This window comes from Thetidibacter halocola, from assembly GCF_018224955.1.
Lineage (GTDB): Bacteria > Pseudomonadota > Alphaproteobacteria > Rhodobacterales > Rhodobacteraceae > Thetidibacter > Thetidibacter halocola.
The window spans coordinates 41765-67614 of record NZ_JAGTUU010000008.1 but is presented as its reverse complement, the minus strand read 5'-3'; the positions used below and the strand labels follow the sequence as shown (position 1 = coordinate 67614).

Here is a 25850-nt window from a genome sequence, read left to right as displayed (position 1 = left end):
CGATTTTGCCGACTCGCCAGATCGGCCAGGTCTCGATTATCTGCCCGCGTCACAACCGGAGCCCGATGGATGCTGACCCGACGTCTTCTGTGCCTGGCGCTGATCGGCCTGCCGCTGACCGCCTGTGCCGCCCCGCGCGAGGCCAATCCGCGCACCGATGCCTTCAACCCGCCACTCTATCCCAACGAGACGCCGGAACTGCGGCGGCAGATCAACAAGTGGTCGGACCACTACGAGCTGCCCCGCAGCCTGGTGCATCGTCTGGCCATCCGCGAAAGCACGCATAACCCTGCGGCGCGCAACGGGCCCTATTGGGGCCTGTTCCAGATCTTGCCGCAGACCGCCCGCAGCATGGGGTTCCAGGGCCGGAACGAGGATCTGCTCGATGCCGAGACCAACCTGAAATACGCGCTCAAGTATCTGCGGGGCGCCTACATCGTCGCGGATGGCGACCATGACGACGCCATCCGCTGGTATGCCCGAGGCTATTACTACGAGGCCAAGCGCAAGGGCCTGCTGGTCAAGACCGGGCTGCGCGCGGGCTGAGGCCGCAGGCCGTCAGCTCGCGTAATCGTCGCCTTCGCCGTCAAGGATCGCCTTGAGTTCCTCCATGTGGCGTGCGGCCTGCGGGACGGGGTATTCCTCGACCTCGCGGGCGACCTTCTCGGCGATCTCGTCGGACAGGACATGCAGTTCACGTCCGGTCTGGAGCGCGGTGATGTAGGTCTTGCAGGCGCGTTCGAAGTAATAGAGCCGGTCGAAGGTTTCGGCCACGGTGTCGCCGATCACCATGACGCCGTGATTGCCCATCACCAGCACCTTCTTCTTCGGGTCCGCCAGAAGCGTGGCGCAGCGCGCGCCCTCGTCCTCGAAGGCGAGCCCGCCGTAATTGTCGTCGATCGCCACGCGGTCGAAGAAGGTGGCGCAGGTCTGGTCGATCGGCGGCAGGCGCTTGTCTTTCAGGCAGGCCAGAACCGTGGCGTGGACCGAATGGACATGCATCGCGCAGCGCGCATGGGCGCAGTGTCGATGCAGCCCGCCATGCAGGCCCCAGGTCGTCGGATCGGGCGCGCCGGGGCGGTTCAGCGTCTCGGGATCGTTGGCGTCCACCTCGATCAGGTCCGAGGCGCGGATGCGCGAGAAATGCATCAGGTTCGGGTTGCATAGGAACTTGCTGCCGTCCTCGTTGGTGGACAGACTGAAATGGTTGGCGACGCCCTCGTGCATGTTCAGCCGGGCGGTCCAGCGGAACGCGGCGGCCAGGTCGACGCGTTCGGCCCAATGGGTCAGGTTGGCGGTGTTGTGCGGTGCGTTCATGGCTGTGTCTCCCTTTGGGCGGCATTGGGCCAGAGCCCGCGGCGCCTGTCAAACGCCGCCTTGCACCCGCCGGGACAAGCTGCCACCTTCCGGCCAGCAGCGAACAGGATCAAGCCATGCAGGACGCGCCCCGACCCTTGCCCGTCATGACGCCCGACGCCCCGCCTCCGGAACTGTTCGAAGATTCGGATGCCGCCGTGGACCGGCTTTGTGCGCTGTATGACAGCGCCGCAACCTTTCTGCGCGACCGCTTCCTGTCGGCAATGGCCCATGGCCATCCCGGCCACAAGGTGCGTGCCTTCTACCCCGAGATCCGCCTGACCACGGCGACCTATGCCAAGGTCGACAGCCGCCTGAGCTTTGGCCATGTCGCGGCGCCCGGCACCTATGCGACTACGGTGACGCGGCCGGGCATGTTCCGGCACTACCTGACGCAGCAGATCAGCCTTCTGCTGGAGAACCACGGCGTCACTGTGCAGATCGGCGTGTCGGACACGCCGATGCCGGTGCATTTCGCCGTCTCGAACTTTCCCGACACCACCGTGCCGCAGGAAGGCGCGGCCAGTTTCACGCTGCGCGACGTGTTCGACGTACCGGACCTTGCCTCGACCAACGACGACATCGTGAACGGCGTGGCGGGGCCGGCGCATGATGGCGCGCTGCCGCTGGCGCCCTTCACCGCGCAGCGGGTGGATTACAGCCTGGCGCGGCTGGCGCATTACACCGCTACCGACCCCGAGCATTTCCAGAACCACGTGCTGTTCACCAACTACCAGTTCTATGTGTCCGAGTTCGAGGCCTTCGCCCGCGCCCAGCTGGCCGATCCCGACAGTGGCTACACCAGTTTCGTCAGCACCGGGAATGTCGAGATCACCGACCCCAACGCGCCGATCCCGCACAGCCCCAAGATGCCACAGATGCCGACCTATCATCTGAAGCGCAAGCACGGCTCAGGGATCACGCTGGTCAATATCGGGGTGGGGCCGTCGAACGCCAAGACGGCGACCGACCACATTGCCGTGCTGCGGCCGCATGCCTGGGTGATGGTGGGTCATTGCGCCGGGCTGCGGAACTCGCAAAGTCTGGGCGACTTTGTGCTGGCCCATGCCTATCTGCGCGAGGACAAGGTGCTGGACGACGACCTGCCGGTCTGGGTGCCGATCCCGGCGCTGGCCGAGATCCAGACCTCTCTGGAAAAGGCCGTGGCGATCGAGACGCAACTCGAAGGCTACGACCTCAAGCGCATCATGCGCACGGGCACGGTGGCCAGCGTCGACAACCGCAACTGGGAGCTGCGTGAGCATACCGGCCCGGTGCAGCGCCTCAGCCAGTCGCGGGCCATCGCGCTGGACATGGAATCGGCCACGATCGCGGCCAACGGGTTCCGGTTCCGGGTGCCCTATGGCACGCTGCTCTGCGTCTCGGACAAGCCGCTGCATGGCGAGTTGAAGCTGCCCGGCATGGCCTCGGATTTCTACAAGACGCAGGTCTCGCGGCACCTGATGATCGGGATTCGCGCCATGGAAATCCTGCGCGAGATGCCGCTTTCGCGCATCCACAGCCGGAAATTGCGGTCCTTCGAGGAAACCGCGTTCCTCTGACGCGGCGGAAACCGGCACAAATCGCCTTGTTTCATGGGGTTTCCGCACACTAAGAGTTGTGTTTGCCCGCAATATCCGGTTTTATTCGGCGGCAGAGGCCCCAAGGGATGGGCAGTCAACAAGAACAGGAGGGACGCATGTCCAAACCGATGACCAAGACGCAGCTTGTGGCCGCCCTGGCCGAGAAGATGGATGCGGACAAGAAGATCGCAGGCGCCGCACTCGACGCGCTGACCGACATCATCACCGCCGAAGTGGCTGGTGGCGGCGCCGTGACGCTGCCGGGTGTCGGCAAGATCTATTGCCGCGAGCGCCCCGAGCGCATGGTGCGCAACCCGGCCACCGGCGAGCAGTTCAAGAAGGAAGCCGACAAGCAGGTCAAGATGACCATTGCCAAGGCGCTGAAGGACAGCGTGAACGGCTGAGGCTTTCGGTTTTCCGATTGCAGGGGGTCGCGCAGGGCGCGGCCCTTTTTCTTTGCGGAAGGCTCAGCCCTTTGGCGGCTTGTCGAGCCCGTGCTGCCTGAAGAAGGTCAGCCTTGCGTCCGGTCCCTGCGCGGTATCCAGCAGGATGGCGCTGCACAGGGCGCGCGCCTCGGCCGCGTCGGGGTCGGTGCGCAGCCCGGTGCGGATCATCGCGCCGGCTGCCGCAGTCAGCGCCTGGCGGGTCTCGAATCCGGCCTCGAAAAGCTGGTCGACCATGGCGGCCACGCCCTCCCGGTCGGGTTCCAGGTCGGGATGATCGGCCAGCATCCGTTCCGTCACCGCGGCCTTGATGCGGATCGCCTCGCGGGCACGGAATTCGGCGAATTGCCGGTTGTTAATGCGCAGCATCGTCCACCTTCAGGTGCAGCGGGTCCAGCGGCGCCGGCATCCAGACGCCCCATTCGTCCAGCAGTGCTGTGGCTTCCTGATGCAGGGCGCGCTGCGCGGCGGGCGGCATGGTCCGCGCTAGGTCGCGCAGGAGGCTGTCGGTGCGGGCCAGCGACAGGACGATGTCGGTCGTGTCGATCGGGGGAAAGCCCTCGTCGCTTTCGGGGTTCCAGCCGTGCCGGGCGCAGAGCTGCAAATCCCATGCGCTGAGTTTCGTCGGCGCGGTCACGGGCACGCCGCGTTCGGCCAGTCTTTTTGCCAGGGCCGGGGCCGCGCCGCTGGTGCCGCTGGCCTCGATCGTGCGCGGGAAGCTGTCTGGGAAGGAACCCAGCGCGATGGACCAGCCCGACAGATGCGGCGCGTCGGCGTGATCGGCGACAAAGCGGCAGCCCATGTCGCACAGCGACTGCAATTCCGCCTCGGTCCAGCCCGGCACGTTGTAGCGGAACAGCCATTCGCGGATGTCGGGCAGGTTGTCGGGATGGGCGGCCGCGGTTTCGCGCAGCTGCACGATCATCCGCCGCAGGTCGTCGCGGGCGGTGTCCATGTCGCGTTCCAGCCGCAGGCCCAGCTGTGGCCAGACCGCGTCGGTCAGGTCCATCGTCAGGTAGGCGACCAGTTCGCCCCAGTGAGAGGCCGGAAAGTCAAAGGCTTCGTCGAAGGTCATGGGATCGCCAAGTTTGCCGGAATGGTGCCCCAGAGGGGCGGAAAGAGCGAGGGCAGCATGCGGATGCCGCGATAGAGCAGATATCCCGCGCCCACGGCGGCAGCACCGCCCGCGGCATAGGTCGCCACCTCGCGCGTCGAGGGGCCGGGATTGGGATCGACCCATTCGCTGGGTTGCGGCGCGGGTCGGGTGGCCCATTGCCAGGCGCCGGGGGGCGGCGGGCCGCAATTGTTCTGCTGCCATTCCTCGAGCCTGCGACGCAAGCCGCGCTGCTGGTTGCGGATCGCCTGGTCATGCGTGTCCCACGAGGGCGTACCGGGGCCGTTCTGCCCATTGATCTGCTCACCGAAGCGATGGCGCAGGCCATGGGTGCCGCCGCCGCCTTCGGCGTGCTTGTCGCGGTTGATCAACTCGTCGATCACGCGGCGCAGCATTTCGCAGATATCGGTGGGTGGCGGACACCCTGAAACGCAGGCCATGGCTCAAATCCGGACAACCCAAATCGGGCCTTGCGGCCCGGTTTTGCACGGTAGACGGGCGTCCGGTGCGGCGCAAGTCTCAGCCGCACTCCTCGAGGCGCCGGATCTGCTGCCCCTCGGCGTCAAAATTCGACGGGTCCAGCCAGGCGCGGAACCGGTCGCGCAGCGCGGGCCATTCGCTGTCCAGGATCGAGTACCATGCCGTGTCGCGGTTGCGCCCCTTGGTTACCTGCGCCTGCCGGAACGTGCCCTCGTAGGTAAAGCCCAGCCGCGCCGCGGCCTTGCGCGAGGGCGCGTTCAGCGAATCGCATTTCCATTCGTAGCGCCGGTATCCCAGGTCGTCGAAGACATGGGACATCATCAGGTATTGCACCTCGGTTGCGGCGGGCGTTCCCTGTATCGCGGGCGAGAAATGGATAAAGCCGATCTCGATCACGCCATGCACCGGCGTGATCCTGAGATACGAGCAGAAGCCCACCGGGACACCCTCGCGCAGCACCGTGTAGAACAGCGGATCGCGCGAGGCGGCGTGCGCCTCTGTCCAGGCACGGGCGTCGGCAAGATCGGCAAAGCCGCGATCCTCGCCCAGGTAGGTCCAGCCCGCCGGGTCGGTGAAGCAGGCGAAAAAGCCGTCCGCGTGTTCCGGCGCCATCGGCACCAGCCGCACATGTCGCCCGTCGAGGGGAACATGCGGCGGAGGTGGGCGCGGCAGATCCAGCGCGACGGGCAACCCGACAGGCTGCCCGAACGCGTTGGTCTCGATGTCCATCAGCCGAAGACGCGGGTCAGCGCGCCATCCACGGCAGACAGGATGTGGTCGATATCGTCCTTCGTGGCGATCAGCGCCGGCGAGAAACAAAGGGTGTTGTTGTAGCCGGGGACAGAGCGGTTGGTCGCACCGATGATGACGCCCTGGCCCATACAGTCGGCGACCACGGCCTGGACGCGCTTTTCGGCCATCGGCTCGCGCGTGTCGCGGTCGGCCACCAGCTCGGCACCCAGGAACAGGCCCTTGCCGCGCACGTCGCCGATCACCGTGTGCTTGTCCTGCATCTCGGCCAGCTTGCCCAGCATGTAGTCGCCCATGGCATTGGTGTTTTCCAGCAGGCCCTCATCCTCGATGATGCGCATGTTTTCCATCGCGGCGGCGGGACCGGCGGTGCAGCCGCCAAAGGTCGAGATGTCACGGAAATAGTTCATCGGGTCGTCGGCATTGTCCTTGAACATGTCAAAGACTGCCTCGGTCGTGGTCAGGCAGGCAATGGCTGCATAGCCCGAGGCGACGCCCTTGGCCATTGTCACCATGTCCGGCTGCACGCCGTAATGCTGATAGCCGAACCAGGTGCCGGTGCGGCCAAGACCGCAGACGACCTCGTCGATATGCAGGAGGATGTCATACTTGCGGCAGATCTCCTGCACACGGGGCCAGTAACCCTCGGGCGGGGTGATGACGCCGCCGCCGGCGGTCACCGGTTCGAGGCAGAGCGCGCCTACCGTGTCGGGACCCTCGCGAAGGATCACCTGCTCGATCTGGTCGGCGGCCCATTCACCGTAATGCTGCTTCGGCGCGCTCTGGTCGGCGGCGCGGTATTCCAGGCAATGCGGCACGCGCACGAAGCCGGGCGCGAAAGGCCCGTATTGCGCGTTGCGCTCGTCCTGGCCGCCGGCGCTGAGGCAGCCGATGGTGGTGCCGTGGTAATCGCGGTCCCGGAACAGGATCTTGTTCTTCTTGCCGCCATAGCGCTTGTGCGCGATCTGGCGGACCATCTTGAACGCCTTCTCGTTCGCCTCGGAGCCAGAGTTGCAGTAGTAGACGCGGCTCATGCCCGGCATCTTGGAGATGAGTTTCTCGGCGAAGAGCGCGCCGGGGACAGAGCCTGCGGCGCCGGCGAAATAGTTCAGCTTGATGAGCTGGTCATAGACCGCCTTGGCGATCTCCTCGCGGCCATAGCCCACGTTCACCGTCCAGACGCCGCCCGATACCGCGTCGAGGTGTTCCTTGCCCGCCTGGTTCCAGACGCGCATCCCCTTGCCTTCGATAATGACGTTGGGATCCTTCGACTCGAACTGCTTGTGCTGGATCAGGTGGTGCCAGACATGGGCCTTGTCGGCCTCGACAATGTGGGAAAGATCGTTCGGGGAAAGATTGCCGTCCATGGCTGCGACTCCTGATGATCCGTATCTTGCGGGGATGCTAGCACATGAGCCGCCGCAATGGGCAACCGATAGGGCCAGCTTGTCTGCGTCTGTAAGTCCAGATTTCGCCCCCGCACGCGCGGCGTTTCGGGGCATTTCGGAAATGCGCCAAGTATCAGCAGCTTGGTCCGCATCGCAAGGCCCAAATCGGCAGTTTCGAAAAGCTGAAACCACGCCGGTACCCGGAAAAAACATTGATCGATTGCCGGTTTTCCGGTCGGATCGGGCCAGGGCGCCCCGCAGAGGCGCCGATGCAGACGCCGCGCGGCGGACCCGTGCGGATCAACATGGGAGACGACAGATGACGATCAGGAAGACGTTGATGGGGGCGGTGGCTGGCGCGGCGCTGCTGGCGGGCGCGCAAGCGGCGATGGCGGCCGGGCATGGCCAGATCACCGTGGGCTATTTCCTCGAATGGCCGATGCCCTTCCAGTATGCCAAGGCCGAGGGCATGTATGACGAGGCGATGGGCGTCACCGTCAACTGGGTCAGCTTCGATACCGGCACCGCGATGAGCGCGGCGATGGCCTCGGGTGACGTTCAGCTGTCCGTCAGCCAGGGCGTGCCGCCCTTCGTGGTCGCGACCTCGGCGGGCCAGGACCTCCAGATCCTCGACGTGGCGGTCAGCTATTCCGACAACGACAACTGCGTCGTCCGCGAGGCACTGGAGATCGACAAGGATTCGGCCGCCGAACTGGCGGGCAAGAAGGTGGCCGTGCCGCTGGGCACGGCGGCGCATTACGGGTTCCTCAAGCAGATGACCCATTTCGGCGTCGACATCGCCTCGATGGAAGTCGTCGACATGGCGCCGCCGGATGGCGCGGCGGCGATCGCACAGGGCGCGGTCGACATGGCCTGCGGCTGGGGCGGCTCGCTGCGGCGGATGAAGGAACACGGCAACGTGCTGCTGACCGGCGCCGAGAAGGAAGACCTCGGCATCCTCGTCTTCGACGTGACCTCGGGCCCGGCCGGCTGGGTCGCCGAGAACAGTGACGTTGTGGCCAAGTTCCTCAAGGTGACGGCCGATGCCAACGCCATGTGGGCCGATGAGGCCAACCACGCCATGATGCTGCCGGTGATCGCCAAGGATGCCGGCATGGACGAAGAGGCAACCGCCGCGACCATGGCGACCTTCGTCTTCCCGACCGTCGAGGACCAGCTGGGCGCCAAGTGGCTGGGCGGCGGCGCGCAGGACTTCATGAAGGGCGTGGCCGATGTGTTCGTCGCGGCCGGGTCCATCGACAAGGCGCTGGACAGCTACGCCGAGAACGTCAACACCGGTCCGCTTTCGGCGGCGAACGGAATGTGACGGCGCGCGCCCCGGAGCCATCCGGGGCGCACACCCATGGAGGACGGATCATGAGCTTCGACCGCGAGTTGATTTCTAACGGCAATCCGATGGAGTCCGTGGTCGGCTTTTCGCGTGCCGTGAGGGTTGGGCCCTTCATTTCGGTAGGCGGAACCGCCCCTGTCGGTCCGGACGGCAAGACTGTTGGCGTCGGAGATGTGGCTGCGCAGACCCGCCAATGTATCGAGGTTATCAAGGCGGCGCTCGAACAGGCCGGTTCAGGTTTGCATGATGTCGTCAGAACTCGCGTTATCCTTACCAATATCGACGACTGGAAAGCCGCAATCGATGTGCGGAAGGAGTATTTCCGCGATGTTCGTCCTGTGGACACGATTATGGCGGTCGACCGTTTCGTGAACCCCGAGTGGCTGGTGGAACTGGAGGCCGACGCCATCATCGCGGGCTGGACTGCCGCATGAACCGACGCGACGGCATGTCCGGACTGACCATCGAAAACTTGTCCATGCGCTTCGACCTGCCGAACGGCACGGCGGTGCAGGCACTCAAGGACATCAGCCTCAAGATCAAGCAGGGCGAGTTGATGAGCGTGCTGGGCCCGTCGGGCTGCGGCAAGACCACGCTGCTGAACATCGTCGCGGGGTTCCTTGCCCCCACCGAAGGCCGGATCACGCTGAACGGCCATCTGGTGAAGGGGCCGGACGCCGAGCGCGGCATGGTCTTTCAGCAAGGTGCCCTGTTCGAGTGGATGAACGTGCGCGAGAACGTCAGTTTCGGCCCCCGCATGGCGGGCCGGCGCGAAAAGGACTGGGGCGGCACGGTCGATCACCTGCTCGACGTCGTGGGGCTGCGGGACTTCAAGGAAAAGGCCGTCTACGAGCTTTCGGGCGGGATGCAGCAGCGCGTGGCCCTGGCCCGCTGCCTTGCCAATGATCCCGACGTGATCCTGATGGACGAACCGCTGGGCGCGCTGGATGCGCTGACGCGGGAAAAGATGCAAAGCCTGGTGCTCAAGCTCTGGAAGGAGACGGGCAAGACGATCATCCTCATCACCCACTCGGTCGAAGAGGCGTTGCTGCTGGGCGAACGCCTGCTGGTCATGGCGCCGCGCCCGGGCCGCATTCACCGCGAATACCGGCTGCCCTTCGCCGATCTCGGCGTGGGCCAGGACCTGCGGCAGGTCAAGCGGCACCCAGAATTCGCTCAGCGCCGAGAGGAAATCCTGGGCATGATCTGGGACATGGAAGAGGAAATCATGGGCCGGACGGAGGAAAGCGCATGATCGTCCTGCTGATCTACGCGGCAATCTTCGTCGCCTCCTACGTCATCGTGAAGCTGGTGGTGCACCGCCAGGCGCGGGATTACACCTCGCTCAAGACCGTGACCTTCGGCGACGAAAGCGCGGTCACACCGAACCGCATCGCCAGCGTCGTGTCGATCCTCAGCATCTTCCTGCTCTGGGCCGCCTTCACCGGTTCGACGCTGGTGCCGCGCTTTTTGCATGCGCCGGGGCCGTTCATCGGCGACGCGACCTTTACCTACACCGCCGAGGCCGAGGGCCAGCGCGACGACGCCACCGTGACGGTCCGCGTCTTTCGCGTGGGCGAGGACGTGGCGGTGCCCGAGGTCGATCCCGGCGACGGCTGGGCCAAGAACGACAGCGACACGGTTGGCGCGTGGCGATCCGGCCTGATCCGGGTCGACCGCAACGACGAGTTGGGTCGCGATTCGGGCCATGCGGTGGTGGCCGTGAACGGCCAGCCCATCGAACCGGGCGGGTCGGTGCAGACCGATTTCGGCCGCGTCGGCATGAGCCCCAAGGGCACGCTGAACTTCGAGCCGGCCAAGGGCTGGCAGATGGAGCCGATCTGGCTGCCCCCGCCAGAGGCGGTGCTGACCCGCCTGGTCGAGATCTCTCGCGAGGGCTATCGCGACAGCACCCTGTGGGAGCACCTGGGCTATTCGCTGTTCCGGGTTCTGGTGGGCTTCGTCACGGGCGCGCTGGTGGGCATTCCGCTGGGTTACGCAATGGGCCTGTCCAACTGGTTCCGTGGCTGGTTCGACCCGATCGTGGAATTCATGCGCCCGGTGCCGCCGCTGGCGCTGATCCCGCTGGTCATCATCTGGGCGGGGATCGGGGAAACGGGCAAGATCATCCTGCTGTTCCTTGCCGCGCTCTGGATCATGGCCATCGCCGCGCGCTCCGGCGTGTCGGGCGTGCGGATCTCCAAGGTGCACGCGGCCTATTCGCTGGGCGCAAGCAAGGGACAGATCATGCGCCATGTCATCGTGCCGAATTCGCTGCCCGAGATATTTACCGGGGCACGGGTGGCGATGGGGGTCTGCTGGGGCACGGTGGTCGCGGCCGAACTGGTGGCGGCCGAAAAGGGCGCCGGCATGATGATCATGGTGGCGTCGAAATTCCAGCTGACCGACATCGTGATCATGGGGATCATCCTGATCGGCGTGATCGGCTTCGGCATCGACATCCTGATGCGCAAGGCCGAAAAGGCACTGGTGCCGTGGAAGGGGCGGGGCTGAGACGCCCCGCAGGCCCCCGATCAGCCGTTGTTGGGCGGGGGCGCCTCGGCACTCATGCCGTCGAGCATCAGCAGCATCTCGGCCACCCGCGCGTCCAGCCAGGCGCGGCCCTGGTCTACCGCAGCCACGTAGGCGGACAGGGCGTCGGTCAGGCCGGGAAAGGTGACGGCCAGCCGCGGTGCCGAGACATAGACCCCCACCGCCAGAGCGGCCACCAGCACGACCAATGCAAAGCCGCGCGTGAACCCGCCCCGCTTTTCCGACTCTTCGACCTCGTCCAGGCTGCGCCGCGCGGCCATGTCCACCGCGCGGGGCTGCGAACTGGAGCGCAGGGTCTGGTTGATCTCCTCGACATCGGGCAGCAGGTCGCGGCGCGAGGCGGTGGCGGCGACCGTCGCCGGTTCCGCCGTCTCGCGGTCGGCCTCCTCGCCACGGATCGCGGCCTTGTGCGCCCGGGCCTCGCGCTCGCGTCGTTCACGGGCGTCGGGCTCGGGTTCGCCCAGGCCGAGATCGGGCTGGGTTTCCAGCCCCTCGGCCTCGGCGGAGCGGCGGCGGCTTTCGTATTCGCGTTCCTCGCGAAAGACGTCGGCGATCTCGGGGTCGATGGCGCGGCGAGGTTCTGGCGCGGCAGGGCGCTCGGGCTCCTCTTCCCAGGCATCGTCCGTCAGATCCTCGTCGGCGGGTTCGACCGGCTCTGCCGCCGCGTCCTCGTCGCCGGGCTGGCTCCGGGTCTGGAACCAGGTGTGCTGGCAGCTGGAACACTGCACGTCGCGGCCGTCCTCCGGGATGACCTCGACCGGGACCTCGTATTGCGCCCCGCAATTGGGGCAAATCAGCCGCATCCTGCTCACGTCTCTTTCCTTTGCCACGCCTGATTGTTATCGCAGGATAGGGGGCGCGAACGCGGTGGAAAACCCCATTTCGTTGAAGCGGGCACGATTGCGCGGCGGCTGTGGCCGCGGCGGAACGCGGGGCGCGCAGACGGGCAGGGACAGGGCGGAACCGTGATCGAACTGGACAACGTGGCCTATTCCTACAGCGGCGGAGCGCTGCTTGCGGGCATGTCGCTGCAACTGGCGCCGGGATCGTTCCATTTCCTGACCGGCCCGTCGGGGGCGGGAAAGACCACCTTTTTGAAACTCTGCTACGGTGCGCTGCGGCCCACGGGCGGCGCGCTGCGCCTGTTCGGATCCGACATCGCCGCGATGGACCGTGACGCGGTGGCGCTGATGCGCCGCCGGGTGGGGGTCGTGCACCAGGATTGCCAGTTCCTCGATCACCTGCCGGTGGCCGACAACATCGCCCTCCCTCTCACCGTTTCGGGCCAGGCCAGCCCCGACCAGGGCGCGAACCTGCGCGAATTGATGACCTGGGTCGGCCTGTCGGACCGCGCCGGGGCACTGCCGCCGGAACTGTCCGGGGGCGAACGCCAGCGCGCGGCGCTGGCCCGCGCGCTGATCCTGTCGCCCGAGGTGATCCTCGCCGACGAGCCCACCGGCAATGTCGACTGGGAGATGTCGCAGCGCCTGCTGCGCCTGCTGATCGAGCTCAACCGCATGGGCAAGACGGTGCTGATCGCGACCCATGACATGGCCCTGATCCGGGCCGCCAAGGCGCAGGTCTCGGCCCGGGTGCTGCGCATCGCCGGCGGCACGCTGCAAACCGCGGGGGCGGAACTGTGAGCGCGCTTCTGATCCGGTTCGGTGGCCTGTTCACCCGCGATGCGGCGGCCGACCGCGTTGTCCCGCCCGAGGGCTTCACTGTGCGGCTGACGGTGTTCACCGCCGCCGCGATGGCCTTTCTGACCGTCTTCGCGCTGGCCCTGTCGCTGGCGGCCGGGCGGCTGGCGACGACCTGGGGGCAGGAACTGGCGCTGGCCTCGACCCTGCGGATCTCGGCCCCCGCCGGCCAGCAGGAGGCCCAGACGGAGGCCGCGCTGCGTGTGCTGTCGCAGACGCCGGGCGTCGCCTCGGCCCGGGCGCTGACGGACGAGGAACAGAAGGCCCTGCTGGAGCCGTGGTTCGGCCCCGGCCTGCCGATCGAGAGCCTGCCGGTGCCCCGCCTGATCGAGATCGTCGAGACCGAGGACGGCTTTGACGGCGAGGGGCTGCGCCTGCGTCTTCAGGCCGAGGTGCCGGGTGCGGTGCTGGACGAGCATACGCGCTGGCGCCGCCCGCTGGTGGCTGCGGCCTCGCGGCTGCGGCTGCTTGGCTGGGTGTCGATCGCGCTGATCGGGGCGGCGACCGGCGCGATGGTGACGCTGGCGGCGAATGCCGCGCTGGCCGCCAACCGGAAGGTGATCGAGGTGCTGCGGCTGGTTGGCGCCACCGACGGCTATATCGCGGGCGCCTTCGTTCGCCGCTTTACCCTGCGCACGTTTACCGGCGCGGCGGCGGGGATGCTGGCGGGGATGCTGGCGATCCTGTTCATGCCCGGCGGCGGCGAGGCCGGCGGTTTCCTGACCGGGCTGCGCTTTCAATCCTGGCACTGGCTGTTGCCGCTGCTGGTCCCGCCGCTGGCGGCGCTGGTGGCCTATGCCGCCACCCGCATCGCCGCCCGCCGCGTCCTGGAGAGCCTGACATGATCCGCTACCTGCGTTCCCTTGTCTTCGTCGTGCAGATGTATCTGGCGCTGGCGGTTCTGGGCATCCTGTTCTTTCCCGCCGCGCTGCTCTCGCCAAAGGCCGCGCGGCTGGCCTGCAAGACCTTCTGCCGCTGGGTGAAATGGACGGCGGGATGGATGGTCGGCCTGCGCAGCGAGGTGCGCGGCCCCATCCCCACCGGCGAGGTCCTGCTGGCGGCCAAGCACCAGTCCTTCCTCGACATCATCCTGATCTTCGAGGCGCTGCCCGCCGGCAAGTTCATCATGAAGCGAGAGTTGCTCTGGACGCCCTTCGTCGGTCTCTATGGCCTGCGCATCGGCTGCGTCCCTGTCGATCGCGGCAAGCGCGGCGCGGCCATCGCCAAGATGCTGAGCGACGTCAAGAAGGGCGCCGCGACGCCGGGCCAGCTGGTGATCTACCCGCAGGGCACGCGCATCGCACCGGGCGTCAAGGCACCCTACAAGGTGGGCACCGCCGCGCTCTATGACCAGATGGGCCAGCCCTGCGTCCCGGCGGCGACGAACGTGGGCGTCTTCTGGCCCCGCAAGGGCATCCTGCGCAAGCCGGGCCTCGCCGTCGTCGAGTTCCTCGAACCGATCGAGCCGGGCCTGTCCAAGACCGCCTTCATGATGAAACTGGAAACCCGGGTCGAGACCGCCTCGAACCGGCTGATGCGCGAGGCGGGCTTCGATGCGCAGGATTGAGACGCTGGACGACCTGCACGCGCATTACGGCGAACCGGTGCCGCTGGCGCTGACCAAGGTGGCGCGGCATCTGACCCCCGCCTATCGCCGCTGGATCGAGCAGGCGCGCTTCTGCATCCTCTCCACCGCCGGCCCCGAGGGCGTGCATGGCAGCCCGCGTGGCGATGTCGAACCGGTGGTGCGCGTGGTTTCCGACACGCGGCTTCTGATGCCGGACTGGCAGGGCAACAACCGGCTCGACTGCCTGCGCGACATCGTGACGGACGGGCGTGCGGCGCTGCTGTTCCTCGTGCCGGGGACCAAGACCACCGTGCGCGTGAACGGCCGCGCCTGGCTGACCGATGACGCGGCCCTGCGCGAGAGTTTCCAGCGCAAGGGGCGGCATCCGGCGACCGTGATCGTCTTTGAACTGGCCGCGGTCTATACCCAATGCGCCAAGGCGCTGATGCGGCCTGCGCTCTGGGAGGGCGACCAGTCCGCCGGTCTGCCCACCATCGGCGAAATCCTGGCCGAGATGACGGACGGGGCCGAGGGCGGCGCCGATTACGACATCGGCTACGAGGACCGTGCGATCCCGCGACTGTGGTAGTGTCGCGGGTGGTTCCGCCCGATTTTCGGGCAAGGCAAACGGAATCGCTGACAATCGTGCCTTGCGGGCTTGGGCTTTGACGATCCCCCGGGGATCATCAGGTCATCCGCAGACAGGAAGGACACCGCATCACCTTGACCCCGGCCAGTTCCAGCTTTGCCCGCCGCCTGACCGACCTTCTGGGGCAGGTCTATCCCGATCATGACGCCAGGATCCTGTTGGAGCGGATCACTGCGGCCTTCTGGCCCGAACACACGCATCGCCGTCGCGTCGGGCGCAAGCCTGGCAACAACATGTGGTCCGAAAAGGACAGCCTGCTGATCACCTACGGCAACTCGATCGAGGATGGCAGTCACAAGCCGCTGGACCTGTTGCACGACTTCCTGATCCGGCACCTGCAGGGCGTGGTGAACGGGGTGCATATCCTGCCCTTCTTCCCCTTCACGTCGGACGACGGGTTCGCGGTGTCGGATTACTATTCCGTCAGCCCGCAACTGGGCGACTGGCCCGACATCCGCCGCATCGCGGGGGATTTCGTTCTGATGTCCGACCTGGTGCTGAACCATGTCTCGAGCCAGGGCGAATGGTTCACCAATTACCTGCAGGGCAAGGCGCCGCATGACGGCTTCTTCTTCGAGGCCGCGCCGGACGACGACCTGGCCCGCGTCGTCCGCCCCCGCACCACGCCGCTCTTGCGCGAGGTGCAGACCAGCCGGGGCACGCGGCATGTCTGGTGCACCTTCAGCCATGACCAGGTCGATCTCGATTTCCGCAACCCCGAGGTCCTGATCGAGATGCTGCGGATCATCCGCCTGCATATCGACAACGGCGTGCGCATCCTGCGGCTGGATGCGGTGGCCTTCGTCTGGAAGGAGATCGGCACCACCTGCATCCACCTGCCGCAGACCCATGCCATCGTGCAGCTTTTGCGTCTGCTCTGCGACTACACGCAGGAACCCGTCGTGCTGCTCACTGAGACCAACGTGCCGCGCACGGAAAACCTCAGCTATTTCGGCAACCGGAACGAGGCGCACGCGGTCTACAACTTTCCGCTGCCGCCGCTGATCCTGCACGCCATGCAGTCGGGCAGCGCGCGGTATCTGAACCGCTGGCAGGCCGCGATGCCGCCGGCACAGCTGGGCTGCGCCTATCTCAACTTCACCGCCAGCCATGACGGCATCGGGATGCGCCCGGCGGAGGGCGTGCTGCCCCCCGAAGAAAAGGCCCGCATGATCGAGACCGTGCGCAGCATCGGCGGGCTGGTTTCCATGCGGGCGCTGCCGGACGGAGGCGAGGAACCATACGAGCTCAACTGCGCCTTCTTCGAAGCGGTGCGCACCACCTTCGATGGCGAGACCGCCTATCACATCGCGCGCTTCATCTGTTCGCAGACCATCGTCATGTCGATGGAGGGCATTCCCGCCTTCTACATCCATTCGCTGCTGGCCACGCCCAACGACCACGAGGCGGTGGCGCGGCGCGGCATGAACCGGGCGATCAACCGCCATCGCTGGCATTATCCCGACCTGCTGGAACGGCTGGCCGATCCGGGTTCGGACCAGTCGCGCGTCCTGTCCGAGATGCGGCGGCGGTTGCGGCTGCGGGCGCGTCAGCCCGCGTTCCACCCCAACGCCACGCAATTCACCCTTCGGCTGGACGAGCGTATCTTCGGCCTCTGGCGGCAGAGCCTGGATCGCAGTCAGTCGATCTTTGCGCTGCACAATGTCTCTGCCGACCGGCTGACGGTCAGCCCGGCCGAGATCAACCTGATCGACGAGGAAACTTGGATCGACGCGCTGACCGGCGAGGTCATCAACACGACCGGCGACGAGATCACGCTGGCGCCCTACCAGTGCCGCTGGATCACGAACGCGCCTCAGGGGTGAATTCGGCGAGGTCCTGTTCGACCGCCGTGCGCAGTTTCGTCAGGAATTCCATGTCCGCCGCGTGCACCCGGTTCCACGTCGGGATGAAAGGCGTCTCGTGCGGGTTTTCCAGGAACAGTTGCCCGGCGCGCAGGATGTTTTCCGAGAACAGCTCGATCGACTGTTCCTCGGCATGGCGGTCGAGGTCGAGGCCGTTCATCTTGGCGTCGTTGTAATACCCTTCCAGCAGGTCGAGGGCTGAGCGGTAGTAGGTCGCCTTCAGCGTGCGGAAGGTGTTCGAGGTGAACACCGTCCCGTCGGCGGCCAGCTTGCGGAAGATTGCCTTGCAGATGTCGGTGGACATGCGGCTGAGCCCGGCGCTGGCATCCTCGGCGGACAGGTCCTGGTGCTTGTGGTCGTAATTGTCGGCGATTTCCACCTGGCAGACCGATTTCGGCGCCATGTTGCGCCAGGCCTCGGACAGAACCCCGATCTCCAGCCCCCAGTCGGACGGAATGCGCAGGTCGGGCAGGGTGGCGGTGCGGATCGCGAATTCGCCCGACAGCGGGTAGCGGAAGCTGCGCAGGTAGTCGATGTAATCGCGGTCGCCGATCACCCGCTTCAGCGCGATCAGCAGGGGCGAGACCAGCAGTCGCGATACGCGCCCGTTCAGCTTGCCGCTGCCGATGCGCGGGTAGAAACCCTTGGCCATCTGGTAGGGAAAGGCGGGGTTCACGACCGGATACACCAGCCGGTCCAGCATCCGCCGGTCATAGGTGACGATGTCGCAATCGTGGATCGCCATCACCGAGCTGTCGGCGCAGGACAGAAGATAGCCGATGCAGGACCAGACGTTCTTGCCCTTGCCCGGTTCCTGCGGGGCGAGGCCGAGGTCTGCCAGCCGCTCCTGCAGGGCCAGCATGCGCGGGCTGTCGTTCCAGATCACCGCCGTCTGTTGCGGCAGGCGGGAAAAGAAGCTGCGGGCGTGGCGGTATTGCGCCTCGTCCGCGCGGTCGAGCCCGACGATGATGCGGTGCAGGTAGGAGACCTTGGAAAGCTCGTCGACGATATGATCCAGCGCCGGGCCTTCCAGTTCGGAATAGAGGCTGGGCAGGATCAACGTGACCTTGCGGCTTTCGGCGTAGACCGAGATTTCGTGTTCCAGGCTTCCGGCGCTGCGGCAGCGCAGGTCGTGCAGCGTGGTGATGTTTCCGTTCTGGTGAAAATCCGCCACGCCGCTGCCCTTCTGCGCCTTATCCGGGGGCTGTGGTCAGCGACAGGATCGCCTCTGCCCAGCCCTCCGGTCCCGGTTTGGTCGTTCTCACGATCCGGCCCCCGGTCTCGTAAGGCAAGGGGGGGATGGGGGGCGCATGGGGATTGGCGATGACGACGCCGAAATCGGCGGCGTCCAGCATCTCGACATCGTTGGGCGCATCGCCAAGCGCGATGGTCCTGCGCGGTTTGAGTGCCGCCACGACCTCGGCCATGGCGTCTGCCTTGGTCCGGCCGAAGGAGAGCGTCAGGAACCGCCCGCCGCGCCTTGCGTGGAGGCCCGCGGCCTCGGCGGCGCGCAGGAAGGCTGGCAGGGCGTCCGCGTCGCCCTGCCAGAGGCCCGGCTCGCTGTGCTGGCGCAGGCGCGCGAGGTGCGCCGCTTCGGGCGCAAGACCGGTCAGCCGCGCCACGCCCGCGTCGTCAAGGTCGCCAAAGCCGATGAACCCCGGCGGCAGGTCGCGCAGGACGGCGCGGATGCGGCGGTAATCGCCGTCCTCTGCGCCCGCATCCTGTTCAGGCCACAGGATACCCGCGCCGTTTTCGACGATGGCGGGCCAGCCGGTGCAGCCGATGTCGGCCTGCAGCGCCCGCAGTTCCGCGCCGGTCTTGCTGCTGGCCAGAACCAGACCCGCGCCGATGTCGCGCAGCCGGTCCAGACCGGGCCGCGCCTCCTGCCAGGAATAATCGTGGTGATCCAGCAGCGTGCCGTCGAGGTCGGAAAAGACCAGCAGCGGCAGGCTCACAGGCCAAGGCTCCGGTAATGGTCGTTGATCGCGCCGGCGGTCGTCCACCAGACCGCCTCGCCGCCGCGCGCCCGCATGTGGCGCAGCGCGCGGTCGAGATGACGCAGCCGGTGCGGATGGCCCATCAGGTAGCCATGCAGCGCGATGCCCATGACCAGAGGGCGGCGCGCGCTTTCCTCAAGCATCAGGTCGAAGGCGTCGATCAGCATGTCACCGAATTCCGCCGCCTCGCGCTTGCGCCCGACGATTTGCGGGATGTCGTTCAGTTCCTGCGGATAGGGGATCGACAGGATGCGGCCGCCGCGCGTCTTCATCCAGACGGGTTGGTCGTCGTGACACCAGTCGAGATGGTATTCGTAACCGGCCTCCTGCAGCAGGTCGGGCGTGACGCGGCTCTGGCTGATCCAGGGGCCCAGCCAGCCCTTGGGCGCGCGCCCCTCGCGTTCGGTCAGGATGCGCGTCGCCTCATCGATCAGCGCCTTTTCCTCGGGCTCGGTCAGCACGCCCTGCCGTTCGGCATTGGTGCAGCCGTGGCCCGCGATTTCGTCGCCTCGCGCGCGCCAGGCCTCGATCAGGCCGGGCGCCTCGTCATAGAGATAGGCATTGGCCAGCACCGTCGCGGGCACACCGACCGAATTGAACAGCTCCAGCATGCGCCAGGCACCGACCCGGTTGCCATAATCGCGCCAGGCATAGTTCAGCACGTCGGGTTGCGGCCCGCCCGGCGCCAATTCCGCGCCCAGCCCCTCGCCAAACGCGAAACATTCGAGGTTCATCCCCAGGTAGACCGCCAGCCGCTTGCCCTCGGGCCAGTCGAAGGACGGGCGCTCGGTGATGGCGGAATAGGTGTAGCGGCCGTGATGCGGCAGTTTGGGCATGGTCCCCTCCGGTATCTTCCCTGCCCAATATGTTGCGTCTTGCGCCGCAGAAGTCCTGCGCAAATTCCGCGCAACTGATAAATCTTTACGCCGAATTTTCGGGCCAAGCCAAAATCCGCCCCCTGTTAGCGCCCAAAATCTGCGGTTCCTTCTCGCCTCCGGTCGCGCAGGTCCTACCCATGCCGCAGTCGCGAAATGATCGCGCGATCACTTGAGCACAACAGAGGGGATGACCATGGACCGCCGCAAATTCATGACCACCGCCGGCGTCGGCGCCGGGGCCGTGCTGGCCGCGCCGCATGTCGCGCGGGCGCAGACGATCAGCTGGAAGATGACCACCGCCTTTCCGCCGGGCCAGCCGTTCTATTCGACCGGGCCGGGCTCGCTGACCGATTTCACCGACCGCGTGCGCGCCATGTCGAGCGGGGCGCTGGATATCCAGGTCTATCATGCGGGCGAGCTTGTGCCGGCCTTCGAGGGATTCGACGCGGTGCGCCAGGGCATTGTCGAGATGAACGGCTGGGTCAGCTATTTCGGCTCGGGCAAGGTGCCGGCCGCGCAGTTCTTCGGCGCCGTGCCCTTCGGCATGTCGACCCAGGGCCAGAATGCGTGGTTCTATGTCGGAGACGGCATGGACCTGTGGAACGAGACGTATGAGCCGTTGGGCGTCGTCGCCATGCCCGTCGGCGCCACCGGCGTGCAGATGACCGGCTGGTTCAACAAGGAGATCAACTCGATCGAGGACATGCAGGGCCTGCGGATGCGCATCCCCGGCCTCGCCGCGCGCGCCTATGCCCGCGTCGGCGTCGACGTGAAACTGCTGCCCGGCGGAGAGATATTCCCGGCGCTCGAGCGCGGCGTGATCGACGCGGCCGAGTGGGTCGGCCCGGCGCAGGACAAGATCCTGGGCCTGAACACCGCCGCGAAATACTACTACACCACCGGTTGGCACGAGCCGACAACCGTCACAGAGCTGGCGATCAACAAGGCCAGGTGGGACAGCCTGGGGTCGGAACTGCAGGCCATCGTGTCGAACGCCGCCGCCGCCTGCAACGTCATATCGCACAGCTGGGCCGAGGCGAACAACGCCGCCGCGCTGAAGGAATTCGCCGAGACCGGAACCGAGCTGCGGGTGCTGCCGACCGACGTGGTCGAGGCGCTGCGCCGCGAGATGGTGCCGGTCTACGACGAACTCGCCAGCCAGGACGCGCAATTCAAGAAGGTGATGGACAACTACTTCGCCTTCAAGGAGCAGCACGACATCTGGGCCGCCGCATCCGAGCAGGTCTGGCATTCGCAGCTGCGCGACGCCTGACGCCACCGCAAGACAAGATGGAACGGGCGGCATCCATGCATGCCGCCCGTTTTCTGCAATTCAGGACGGACAAGAGAATGAAGCAGGCCCTCGCCTTTGCCGACCTCATCGACCGCGTCACGGCCCTTGCCGGCAAGCTCGCCTCGGCGCTCCTGCTGGTTCTGGTCGCGCTGGTCTTCTTCAACGTGTTCGGGCGCTACGTCGTGGGCGCCAGCCCGGTCTGGGCGCAGGAACTGGAATGGCATGTCATGGCACCCATCGCGCTGCTGGGTATCACCGTGCTGATGCTGGAACGCGGCCACGTGCGCGTCGACATGCTGTATGACCGCTTGCCCAAACGCTGGCAGCACGGGCTCGACCTGTTCTCGATGCTGGTGGGCGCGATCATCGCGGTGCTGTTCATCAAGTATTCCTTCGGTTTCGTCGACAGCGCCTGGTCGATCCGCGAAGGCTCTCCCGACCCGGGCGGCCTGCCGGCGCGCTATGTCGTCAAGGCGATGATCCCCGTGGCCTTTGGCCTGTTCGCGCTGCAATGCATCGCCAATGCGATCCGAGAGGCCGCAGCTTTGATGCGGGTGGAGGCCTGATCATGGAGTTTCTCGCGCTTTACATGATCCTCGGCTTCATGTTCGCCCTGCTGATCGGGATGCCGGTGGGCATCGGCATCGCTCTGGCGGGCTTTGCCTTTGGCTGGATGGGCTTCGGGGATTTCCTGTTCAACCTCGTGCCGTCGCGGGTCTATGGCATCGTCACGAAATACGAATTCCTCGCCATTCCGCTGTTCGTCTACATGGGTGTGATGCTGGAGAAATCGCGCGTCGCCGAGGACATGCTCGAGGTGATCGGGCGGCTGTCGGGGCGTCTGAACGGTGGCATGGCGGTGGCGCTGATCCTGGTGGGCGTGCTGATGGGCGCATCGACCGGCATCGTCGGCGCGACGGTGGTCACGCTGACCATGCTGACGCTGCCCGTGCTGCTGAAGCGCAACTATGATGGCGGGCTGGCCTCGGGGGCGATCTGCGCCAGCGGCACCCTGGGTCAGATCATCCCGCCGTCGCTGGTGCTGATCCTGCTGGCGGACATCATGGGCGAAAGCGTGGGCACGCTGTTCGCGGCGGCGATGGTGCCGGGGCTGATGCTGGCGGCGCTGTATATCGCCTTCATCCTGATCCTGGGCAGGCTGCGCCCCGATCTGATGCCGCCCATCCCCGACGACGAACGCGCCGAGATCCAGGGCTGGGCGCTGGCGAAGAAGGCCGTGCTGGCCATTGCGCCGCCGTTGCTGCTGGTGGTGGGGGTGCTGGGCACGATCATCGGCGGGCTGGCCGCACCGACCGAGGCAGCGGGTGTCGGCGCCGCGCTGTCGATCCTGATCGCGGCGCTCTATGGCCGCCTGACGCTGCGCATGATCTGGGATTCGGCACAGGGCGCGCTGCGCATCTCGGCGATGATCTTCTTCATCCTGATCGCGGCGCAGGTCTTCTCGGTGGCGTTTCGCGGCCTGCGCGGCGAAGACCTTGTGCAGGACACGCTGGCGCTGCTGCCGGGGGGCGAGACGGGGGCTCTGCTGTTCCTGATGGTGCTGCTGTTCGTTCTGGGTTTCTTCCTGGAATGGATCGAGATCAGCTATATCGCGCTGCCCTTGCTGCTGCCCTTCTTCGTGGCGCAGGGGACGGACATGGTCTGGCTGGCGGCGCTGATCGCGCTGAACCTTCAGACTTCGTTCCTGACGCCCCCTTTTGGCTGGGCGCTGTTCTTCCTCAAGGGGGCGGCGCCACCCGGCGTGACGACAAGCATGATCTATCGCGGGGTGCTGCCGTTCATCGGGATCCAGATCGTCGCGCTGGTGCTGCTATTCAACTTCCCCGGCATCGCCACATGGCTGCCCGGGGCCATCGGCTGGTAAGACGGGACAGGGCGGTCCTCGGGCCGCCCTTTTCGGATGGGGTATCGGCCGGGAAGCCGCCGCCCGCGATCAATAGCCCATCAGCATGACCGCCAGCGGCACCGGCGACACCGCAAGGACGATGGCCAGAAGCGTCGGGACAGGGGCGAAGATCCCGCTCAACCCGGCGATCAGCATGATGCCGCCGCCGCCGCCGATGACGACATTGCCGGGCAGGTTCACCGCCAGCGCCAGCGCCACGTAGCGGTGCCGCAGCGCCAGTTCCACAATCCGCACCGGCGCCCCTTCGAGCAGCAGGTCCAGCCGCGCGGCGGGTGGCAGGGGTGCTGCCCGCGCCACAAGGTCGGCGGCGCGACGCAGGCGCAGGAACCCCAGCAGCCGCCCCAGTATCGTCATCGGCAACAGCCGGCCCACCGCATAGGACAGCATCATCGCCGCCACTGTCGCCATGTAGACCAGCGGCGCGATCGCGGCGCCGAAGGCGGTCAGCATGGCAATCCCGATTTCGGCCCCCGGCACGAAGGGCAGCGCCAGCAGCCCGATATAGGCCAGCGTTCCCAGCATGATCATCCGGTGAACATGCTGCTCGTTCGACGGCATGACCTCAAGGTTCAGCGCCTCGCGCAGCAGGTGCGAAGCCCAGGTCGCCACGATCACGAAGGCCAGTAGCCCCAGGAACCGAAGGACAAGCGCGAAGGCACCCGGCGATGTCCGGGGCGTCACCCCGAGGCCGCCTGCGGGTGCGGGGTCAGCGAGCCTTCGCCGCTCACGTTGAGCTGCCTTGTCCAATACCAGCGGCGGGTGGTCCACGTGCCTTCGAACCGAACAGTGTCACCCGTCACCGTGCCATACCAGACCACCGTATGCGGCGCGTCCGGGCAACGTGTCGTGGCGGTGAAATGGAGGGTCTCGCCGTCGGTCCAGGTCTGATACCCGGACCAGCCGAAATCGCAGTAGTCCTGGCACATCGCGGACTGGAACCGCCCATCGACGAAATGCAACTCGTCGTTGAGAACGTCGTTCGTCTCGCGGACCTTGTCCGTCGTGTAGAAGACGCGGCCGTCCAGCGCGGACCCCGCCTCCCATGCCTTGTCGGGGATGGCGAGGTCGGGAAGATCCGGCTTCATCGTCGTGACCGTCGCGGCGCCGGCCCCGATCGTCACGGCGCCCACGGCAAAAGCCTGTAGAATGGATGTCATTGGCAATCCCCCTGAAAAGGAAATCCTAGACCGGAACGGCGGTCCTGGGGAGAGGATTTCGGCCGATCGCGCTATCGCGGCCGCTGCCGGGCCGAAGATAGCACGCTTTGGCATGACGCCCGCCGGCGGATTCGGCAATGGGCCCTCCGCCGGCAGGGCCGGAATTCACCCGCGCGTCACGCCGGGCAGGGCGCAGAGCATCTCATACAGAAGGTTCGCCGCGATCAGCGCGGTGTTCCCCGTGGGATCGTAGGGCGGCGAGACCTCGACCAGGTCGCAGCCCACCAGGTTCAGGCCCGCGCAACCGCGCACGATCTCGAGTGCCTGGATGGTGGTCAGGCCGCCCGGCTCCACCGTGCCGGTGCCGGGGGCGAAGCCGGGGTCGAGACTGTCGATGTCGTAGCTCAGGTAGACCGGCGCATCGCCGATCCGGTCGCGGATTTCGGCCATCAGCGGTGTCAGCGACTTGTGCCAGCACTCCTCGGCCTGCACCACGGTCCAGCCCCGCTCACGGCCCCAGTCGAAATCCGCAGGCGCATAGCCGGTGCCGCGCAACCCGATCTGGAATACCTTTTCGTTGATAAGGCAGCCATCCTCCCAGGCACGGCGGAAGGGGCAGCCATGCGCCACCGTCTCGCCGAACATGTGCTCGTTGATGTCGGCATGGGCATCGACATGGATCAGCGCGACCGGGCCGTGGCGCTCCTTGATCGCGCGCAGGATCGGCCAGGTCAGCGTGTGGTCGCCGCCCAGCGTTAGCGGGATCGCGCCGTGCGCCAGGATGCCCCGGTAATGCCCGGTGATGATGTCGACCGACTTCTTGAGGTCGAACGTGTTGATCGGCACGTCGCCGATATCGGCGATTTGCAGGCTGTCGAAGGGCGCGGCGCGGGTCGCCATGTTGTAGGGCCGCAGCATCCGGCTCTCGTCGCGGATCTGGCGCGGGCCAAGCCGCGTGCCGGGCCTGTTCGAGGTGCCGATATCCATCGGGATGCCGACGAAACAGGCGTCCAGCCCCTCGGCCGTTTCCTGCGCGGGCAGGCGCATGAATGTGGCGGGCCCACCGAAACGCGGCATGTCGTTGCCGCCCAAGGGTTGGTTGAAGCGGCTCATGCGGCGCCCTCCGTCGCGATCAGGCAGGCTAGGGGGCGCATTTGGGCGGCAACCCGGTCGCGCAGCGTGTCGAGTGTCATGGAATCGTCCCTCACGAAGTCGATGAACATCTGGTTGAGATTGTTGAAGATCACCTGGCCGATTGTGCCTGCGTCAAGCTCGGCGCGCACCTCGCCCCGTGCCTGCAAGGCTGCGATCAGGGCCGTCACCTGCGCCGCCAGCCGCGCGTCGAGTTCGACATAGCGCTGACCATTGGGCGTGTCGGGCGCCTCGATCGACAGGGCCATGGCGGTGCGCCACATCTCTTTCGACAGGTATTCCAGCGAGTGGTCGTAATAGCCGAAGATCAGCGCCAGCAGCGCCTCGTCGACCCCCTGTGGCGGGTTCGCGACGACGCTCGCACCAGACTCCAGCACCTCTTCGACCTCCATCGCGACGGTGGCGATCAGGATGTCGCCCTTGGTGCGGTAGTAGTTGTAGACCGTCCCGACCGAGACCTGCGCCATCTCGGCCAGGTCCTCGATTCGCACCGCGCGATAACCATCTGCCCGAAATCTGGTCACTGCCGCCCGCAAGATGCGCCTTTCGCGGTCAGCTTTCTGTCTTTCGCGCAATCCCGCCATATCTCACCGCATGCAGCGTTGAAGCCCTGTCGAAAAATAATGTTGACTGCAAACATGAACGG

General features: G+C 66.4%; 29 protein-coding genes. 15 read left to right on the top strand and 14 right to left on the bottom strand.

All coding sequences use genetic code 11. The annotated features are described in order from the left end of the window. The first annotated feature begins 69 nt into the window (after positions 1 to 69). Positions 70 to 546 carry a transglycosylase SLT domain-containing protein gene (locus KB874_RS18400; RefSeq protein WP_212538028.1) on the top strand — a complete coding sequence of 159 codons (477 nt, stop codon included), beginning with the start codon at positions 70 to 72 and terminating at the stop codon, positions 544 to 546. A gap of 12 nt (positions 547 to 558) precedes the next feature. On the opposite strand, the gene KB874_RS18395 is transcribed toward KB874_RS18400, so the two are convergent. Next, positions 559 to 1317, bottom strand: coding sequence for a class II aldolase and adducin N-terminal domain-containing protein (locus KB874_RS18395; RefSeq protein ID WP_212538027.1), 759 nt, complete (start codon positions 1315 to 1317; stop codon positions 559 to 561). 116 nt (positions 1318 to 1433) lie between these two features. Here KB874_RS18395 and KB874_RS18390 point away from each other — a divergent pair, with 116 nt between their 5' ends. Beyond that, a complete protein-coding gene (locus tag KB874_RS18390; protein ID WP_212538026.1) occupies positions 1434 to 2918 on the top strand; it encodes an AMP nucleosidase in 1485 nt (494 codons plus the stop codon). A gap of 137 nt (positions 2919 to 3055) precedes the next feature. After that, positions 3056 to 3343 (top strand): HU family DNA-binding protein, encoded by a 288-nt coding sequence (locus tag KB874_RS18385; protein WP_212538025.1) that lies wholly within the window; start codon positions 3056 to 3058, stop codon positions 3341 to 3343. Positions 3344 to 3406: 63 nt separating this feature from the next. Here KB874_RS18385 and KB874_RS18380 read toward each other — a convergent pair whose 3' ends face one another. From KB874_RS18380 to KB874_RS18360, 5 genes are all read right to left on the bottom strand, one after another. Next, positions 3407 to 3751, bottom strand: a complete 345-nt coding sequence (locus tag KB874_RS18380) for a hypothetical protein (protein ID WP_212538024.1) — start codon at positions 3749 to 3751, stop codon at positions 3407 to 3409. Beyond that, positions 3738 to 4457 carry a hypothetical protein gene (locus KB874_RS18375; RefSeq protein WP_212538023.1) on the bottom strand — a complete coding sequence of 240 codons (720 nt, stop codon included), beginning with the start codon at positions 4455 to 4457 and terminating at the stop codon, positions 3738 to 3740. The genes KB874_RS18380 and KB874_RS18375 overlap by 14 nt, the downstream gene beginning before the upstream one ends. After that, positions 4454 to 4936 carry a hypothetical protein gene (locus tag KB874_RS18370; RefSeq protein ID WP_212538022.1) on the bottom strand — a complete coding sequence of 161 codons (483 nt, stop codon included), beginning with the start codon at positions 4934 to 4936 and terminating at the stop codon, positions 4454 to 4456. Before KB874_RS18370 ends, KB874_RS18375 begins: the two co-directional genes overlap by 4 nt. Positions 4937 to 5015: 79 nt before the next feature. Beyond that, complete coding sequence (locus tag KB874_RS18365; protein WP_212538021.1) at positions 5016 to 5705, bottom strand: GNAT family N-acetyltransferase; 690 nt, start codon at positions 5703 to 5705, stop codon at positions 5016 to 5018. Next, entirely contained in the window at positions 5705 to 7093 is a 1389-nt protein-coding gene (locus KB874_RS18360) for an aminotransferase family protein (RefSeq protein ID WP_212538020.1), read from the bottom strand. The genes KB874_RS18365 and KB874_RS18360 overlap by 1 nt, the downstream gene beginning before the upstream one ends. 340 nt (positions 7094 to 7433) lie before the next feature. On the opposite strand from KB874_RS18360, the gene KB874_RS18355 reads away from it, so the two are divergent. The 4 genes from KB874_RS18355 to KB874_RS18340 are packed head-to-tail and all read left to right on the top strand — an operon-like array spanning position 7434 to position 10979. After that, a complete protein-coding gene (locus tag KB874_RS18355; RefSeq protein WP_212538019.1) occupies positions 7434 to 8441 on the top strand; it encodes a taurine ABC transporter substrate-binding protein in 1008 nt (335 codons plus the stop codon). Positions 8442 to 8491: 50 nt separating this feature from the next. Beyond that, a complete protein-coding gene (locus KB874_RS18350) occupies positions 8492 to 8899 on the top strand; it encodes a RidA family protein (RefSeq protein WP_249200609.1) in 408 nt (135 codons plus the stop codon). A 14-nt stretch (positions 8900 to 8913) separates the two neighbouring features. Beyond that, the gene (locus tag KB874_RS18345; protein ID WP_212538226.1) at positions 8914 to 9720 is read left to right on the top strand and encodes an ATP-binding cassette domain-containing protein; all 807 of its coding nucleotides are present in this window, start codon (positions 8914 to 8916) and stop codon (positions 9718 to 9720) included. Then, positions 9717 to 10979: an ABC transporter permease gene (locus tag KB874_RS18340; protein ID WP_212538018.1), complete on the top strand. Its 1263-nt coding sequence runs from the start codon at positions 9717 to 9719 to the stop codon at positions 10977 to 10979. Before KB874_RS18345 ends, KB874_RS18340 begins: the two co-directional genes overlap by 4 nt. A gap of 20 nt (positions 10980 to 10999) precedes the next feature. Here the strand turns inward: KB874_RS18340 and KB874_RS18335 are convergent, their stop codons facing one another. Further along, a complete protein-coding gene (locus KB874_RS18335) occupies positions 11000 to 11821 on the bottom strand; it encodes a zinc-ribbon domain-containing protein (protein WP_212538225.1) in 822 nt (273 codons plus the stop codon). A 162-nt stretch (positions 11822 to 11983) separates the two neighbouring features. Here KB874_RS18335 and KB874_RS18330 point away from each other — a divergent pair, with 162 nt between their 5' ends. The 5 genes from KB874_RS18330 (at position 11984) to KB874_RS18310 (ending at position 16760) form a co-directional block, all read left to right on the top strand. Next, positions 11984 to 12661, top strand: coding sequence for a cell division ATP-binding protein FtsE (locus tag KB874_RS18330; protein ID WP_212538017.1), 678 nt, complete (start codon positions 11984 to 11986; stop codon positions 12659 to 12661). Next, positions 12658 to 13563, top strand: coding sequence for a cell division protein FtsX (locus KB874_RS18325; protein ID WP_346346571.1), 906 nt, complete (start codon positions 12658 to 12660; stop codon positions 13561 to 13563). The genes KB874_RS18330 and KB874_RS18325 overlap by 4 nt, the downstream gene beginning before the upstream one ends. Then, a complete protein-coding gene (locus KB874_RS18320) occupies positions 13560 to 14285 on the top strand; it encodes a lysophospholipid acyltransferase family protein (RefSeq protein ID WP_212538016.1) in 726 nt (241 codons plus the stop codon). Before KB874_RS18325 ends, KB874_RS18320 begins: the two co-directional genes overlap by 4 nt. Further along, a complete protein-coding gene (locus tag KB874_RS18315; RefSeq protein ID WP_212538015.1) occupies positions 14272 to 14874 on the top strand; it encodes an MSMEG_1061 family FMN-dependent PPOX-type flavoprotein in 603 nt (200 codons plus the stop codon). The genes KB874_RS18320 and KB874_RS18315 overlap by 14 nt, the downstream gene beginning before the upstream one ends. A gap of 134 nt (positions 14875 to 15008) precedes the next feature. Beyond that, the gene (locus KB874_RS18310) at positions 15009 to 16760 is read left to right on the top strand and encodes a sugar phosphorylase (RefSeq protein WP_212538014.1); all 1752 of its coding nucleotides are present in this window, start codon (positions 15009 to 15011) and stop codon (positions 16758 to 16760) included. On the opposite strand, the gene KB874_RS18305 is transcribed toward KB874_RS18310, so the two are convergent. From KB874_RS18305 to KB874_RS18295, 3 genes are read right to left on the bottom strand one after another with little or no spacing between them, the layout of a single operon-like run. Beyond that, entirely contained in the window at positions 16738 to 17973 is a 1236-nt protein-coding gene (locus tag KB874_RS18305) for a glycosyltransferase family protein (protein ID WP_212538013.1), read from the bottom strand. The genes KB874_RS18310 and KB874_RS18305 overlap by 23 nt on opposite strands. Before the next feature lie 19 nt (positions 17974 to 17992). Further along, positions 17993 to 18754 carry an HAD-IIB family hydrolase gene (locus tag KB874_RS18300; protein WP_212538012.1) on the bottom strand — a complete coding sequence of 254 codons (762 nt, stop codon included), beginning with the start codon at positions 18752 to 18754 and terminating at the stop codon, positions 17993 to 17995. Then, positions 18751 to 19632 (bottom strand): polysaccharide deacetylase family protein, encoded by an 882-nt coding sequence (locus KB874_RS18295; RefSeq protein WP_212538011.1) that lies wholly within the window; start codon positions 19630 to 19632, stop codon positions 18751 to 18753. The genes KB874_RS18300 and KB874_RS18295 overlap by 4 nt, the downstream gene beginning before the upstream one ends. A 235-nt stretch (positions 19633 to 19867) precedes the next feature. Here KB874_RS18295 and KB874_RS18290 point away from each other — a divergent pair, with 235 nt between their 5' ends. The 3 genes from KB874_RS18290 (at position 19868) to KB874_RS18280 (ending at position 22853) form a co-directional block, all read left to right on the top strand. Further along, the gene (locus KB874_RS18290; protein WP_212538010.1) at positions 19868 to 20947 is read left to right on the top strand and encodes a TRAP transporter substrate-binding protein; all 1080 of its coding nucleotides are present in this window, start codon (positions 19868 to 19870) and stop codon (positions 20945 to 20947) included. 77 nt (positions 20948 to 21024) lie between these two features. After that, on the top strand, positions 21025 to 21534 hold the full coding sequence (locus KB874_RS18285) for a TRAP transporter small permease subunit (RefSeq protein ID WP_212538009.1): 510 nt from the start codon (positions 21025 to 21027) through the stop codon (positions 21532 to 21534). Between the two features lie 2 nt (positions 21535 to 21536). Continuing rightward, on the top strand, positions 21537 to 22853 hold the full coding sequence (locus tag KB874_RS18280; RefSeq protein WP_212538008.1) for a TRAP transporter large permease: 1317 nt from the start codon (positions 21537 to 21539) through the stop codon (positions 22851 to 22853). 69 nt (positions 22854 to 22922) lie between these two features. Here the strand turns inward: KB874_RS18280 and KB874_RS18275 are convergent, their stop codons facing one another. The 4 genes from KB874_RS18275 to KB874_RS18260 form a co-directional block, all read right to left on the bottom strand. After that, positions 22923 to 23576, bottom strand: a complete 654-nt coding sequence (locus tag KB874_RS18275) for a hypothetical protein (protein WP_212538007.1) — start codon at positions 23574 to 23576, stop codon at positions 22923 to 22925. Continuing rightward, complete coding sequence (locus tag KB874_RS18270; RefSeq protein WP_212538006.1) at positions 23573 to 24052, bottom strand: hypothetical protein; 480 nt, start codon at positions 24050 to 24052, stop codon at positions 23573 to 23575. The genes KB874_RS18275 and KB874_RS18270 overlap by 4 nt, the downstream gene beginning before the upstream one ends. A 165-nt stretch (positions 24053 to 24217) precedes the next feature. Continuing rightward, complete coding sequence (gene speB, locus KB874_RS18265) at positions 24218 to 25165, bottom strand: agmatinase (RefSeq protein ID WP_212538005.1); 948 nt, start codon at positions 25163 to 25165, stop codon at positions 24218 to 24220. After that, a complete protein-coding gene (locus tag KB874_RS18260) occupies positions 25162 to 25788 on the bottom strand; it encodes a TetR/AcrR family transcriptional regulator (RefSeq protein WP_212538004.1) in 627 nt (208 codons plus the stop codon). The genes speB and KB874_RS18260 overlap by 4 nt, the downstream gene beginning before the upstream one ends. Positions 25789 to 25850: the final 62 nt, after the last annotated feature.

Bases quoted from the DNA above. Each gene is read 5' to 3' on its own strand.
- KB874_RS18315 (WP_212538015.1), top strand. From the start codon at position 14,272: ATGCGCAGGATTGAGACGCTGGACGACCTGCACGCGCATTACGGCGAA.
- KB874_RS18400 (WP_212538028.1), top strand. From the start codon at position 70: ATGCTGACCCGACGTCTTCTGTGCCTGGCGCTGATCGGCCTGCCGCTG.
- KB874_RS18385 (WP_212538025.1), top strand. From the start codon at position 3,056: ATGTCCAAACCGATGACCAAGACGCAGCTTGTGGCCGCCCTGGCCGAG.
- KB874_RS18360 (WP_212538020.1), bottom strand. From the start codon at position 7,093: ATGGACGGCAATCTTTCCCCGAACGATCTTTCCCACATTGTCGAGGCC.
- KB874_RS18260 (WP_212538004.1), bottom strand. From the start codon at position 25,788: ATGGCGGGATTGCGCGAAAGACAGAAAGCTGACCGCGAAAGGCGCATC.
- speB (WP_212538005.1), bottom strand. From the start codon at position 25,165: ATGAGCCGCTTCAACCAACCCTTGGGCGGCAACGACATGCCGCGTTTC.
- KB874_RS18365 (WP_212538021.1), bottom strand. From the start codon at position 5,705: ATGGACATCGAGACCAACGCGTTCGGGCAGCCTGTCGGGTTGCCCGTC.
- KB874_RS18295 (WP_212538011.1), bottom strand. From the start codon at position 19,632: ATGCCCAAACTGCCGCATCACGGCCGCTACACCTATTCCGCCATCACC.
- KB874_RS18270 (WP_212538006.1), bottom strand. From the start codon at position 24,052: ATGACATCCATTCTACAGGCTTTTGCCGTGGGCGCCGTGACGATCGGG.
- KB874_RS18350 (WP_249200609.1), top strand. From the start codon at position 8,492: ATGAGCTTCGACCGCGAGTTGATTTCTAACGGCAATCCGATGGAGTCC.
- KB874_RS18280 (WP_212538008.1), top strand. From the start codon at position 21,537: ATGGAGTTTCTCGCGCTTTACATGATCCTCGGCTTCATGTTCGCCCTG.
- KB874_RS18390 (WP_212538026.1), top strand. From the start codon at position 1,434: ATGCAGGACGCGCCCCGACCCTTGCCCGTCATGACGCCCGACGCCCCG.
- KB874_RS18345 (WP_212538226.1), top strand. From the start codon at position 8,914: ATGTCCGGACTGACCATCGAAAACTTGTCCATGCGCTTCGACCTGCCG.
- KB874_RS18320 (WP_212538016.1), top strand. From the start codon at position 13,560: ATGATCCGCTACCTGCGTTCCCTTGTCTTCGTCGTGCAGATGTATCTG.
- KB874_RS18355 (WP_212538019.1), top strand. From the start codon at position 7,434: ATGACGATCAGGAAGACGTTGATGGGGGCGGTGGCTGGCGCGGCGCTG.
- KB874_RS18340 (WP_212538018.1), top strand. From the start codon at position 9,717: ATGATCGTCCTGCTGATCTACGCGGCAATCTTCGTCGCCTCCTACGTC.
- KB874_RS18395 (WP_212538027.1), bottom strand. From the start codon at position 1,317: ATGAACGCACCGCACAACACCGCCAACCTGACCCATTGGGCCGAACGC.
- KB874_RS18370 (WP_212538022.1), bottom strand. From the start codon at position 4,936: ATGGCCTGCGTTTCAGGGTGTCCGCCACCCACCGATATCTGCGAAATG.
- KB874_RS18375 (WP_212538023.1), bottom strand. From the start codon at position 4,457: ATGACCTTCGACGAAGCCTTTGACTTTCCGGCCTCTCACTGGGGCGAA.
- KB874_RS18380 (WP_212538024.1), bottom strand. From the start codon at position 3,751: ATGCTGCGCATTAACAACCGGCAATTCGCCGAATTCCGTGCCCGCGAG.
- KB874_RS18335 (WP_212538225.1), bottom strand. From the start codon at position 11,821: ATGCGGCTGATTTGCCCCAATTGCGGGGCGCAATACGAGGTCCCGGTC.
- KB874_RS18285 (WP_212538009.1), top strand. From the start codon at position 21,025: ATGAAGCAGGCCCTCGCCTTTGCCGACCTCATCGACCGCGTCACGGCC.
- KB874_RS18290 (WP_212538010.1), top strand. From the start codon at position 19,868: ATGGACCGCCGCAAATTCATGACCACCGCCGGCGTCGGCGCCGGGGCC.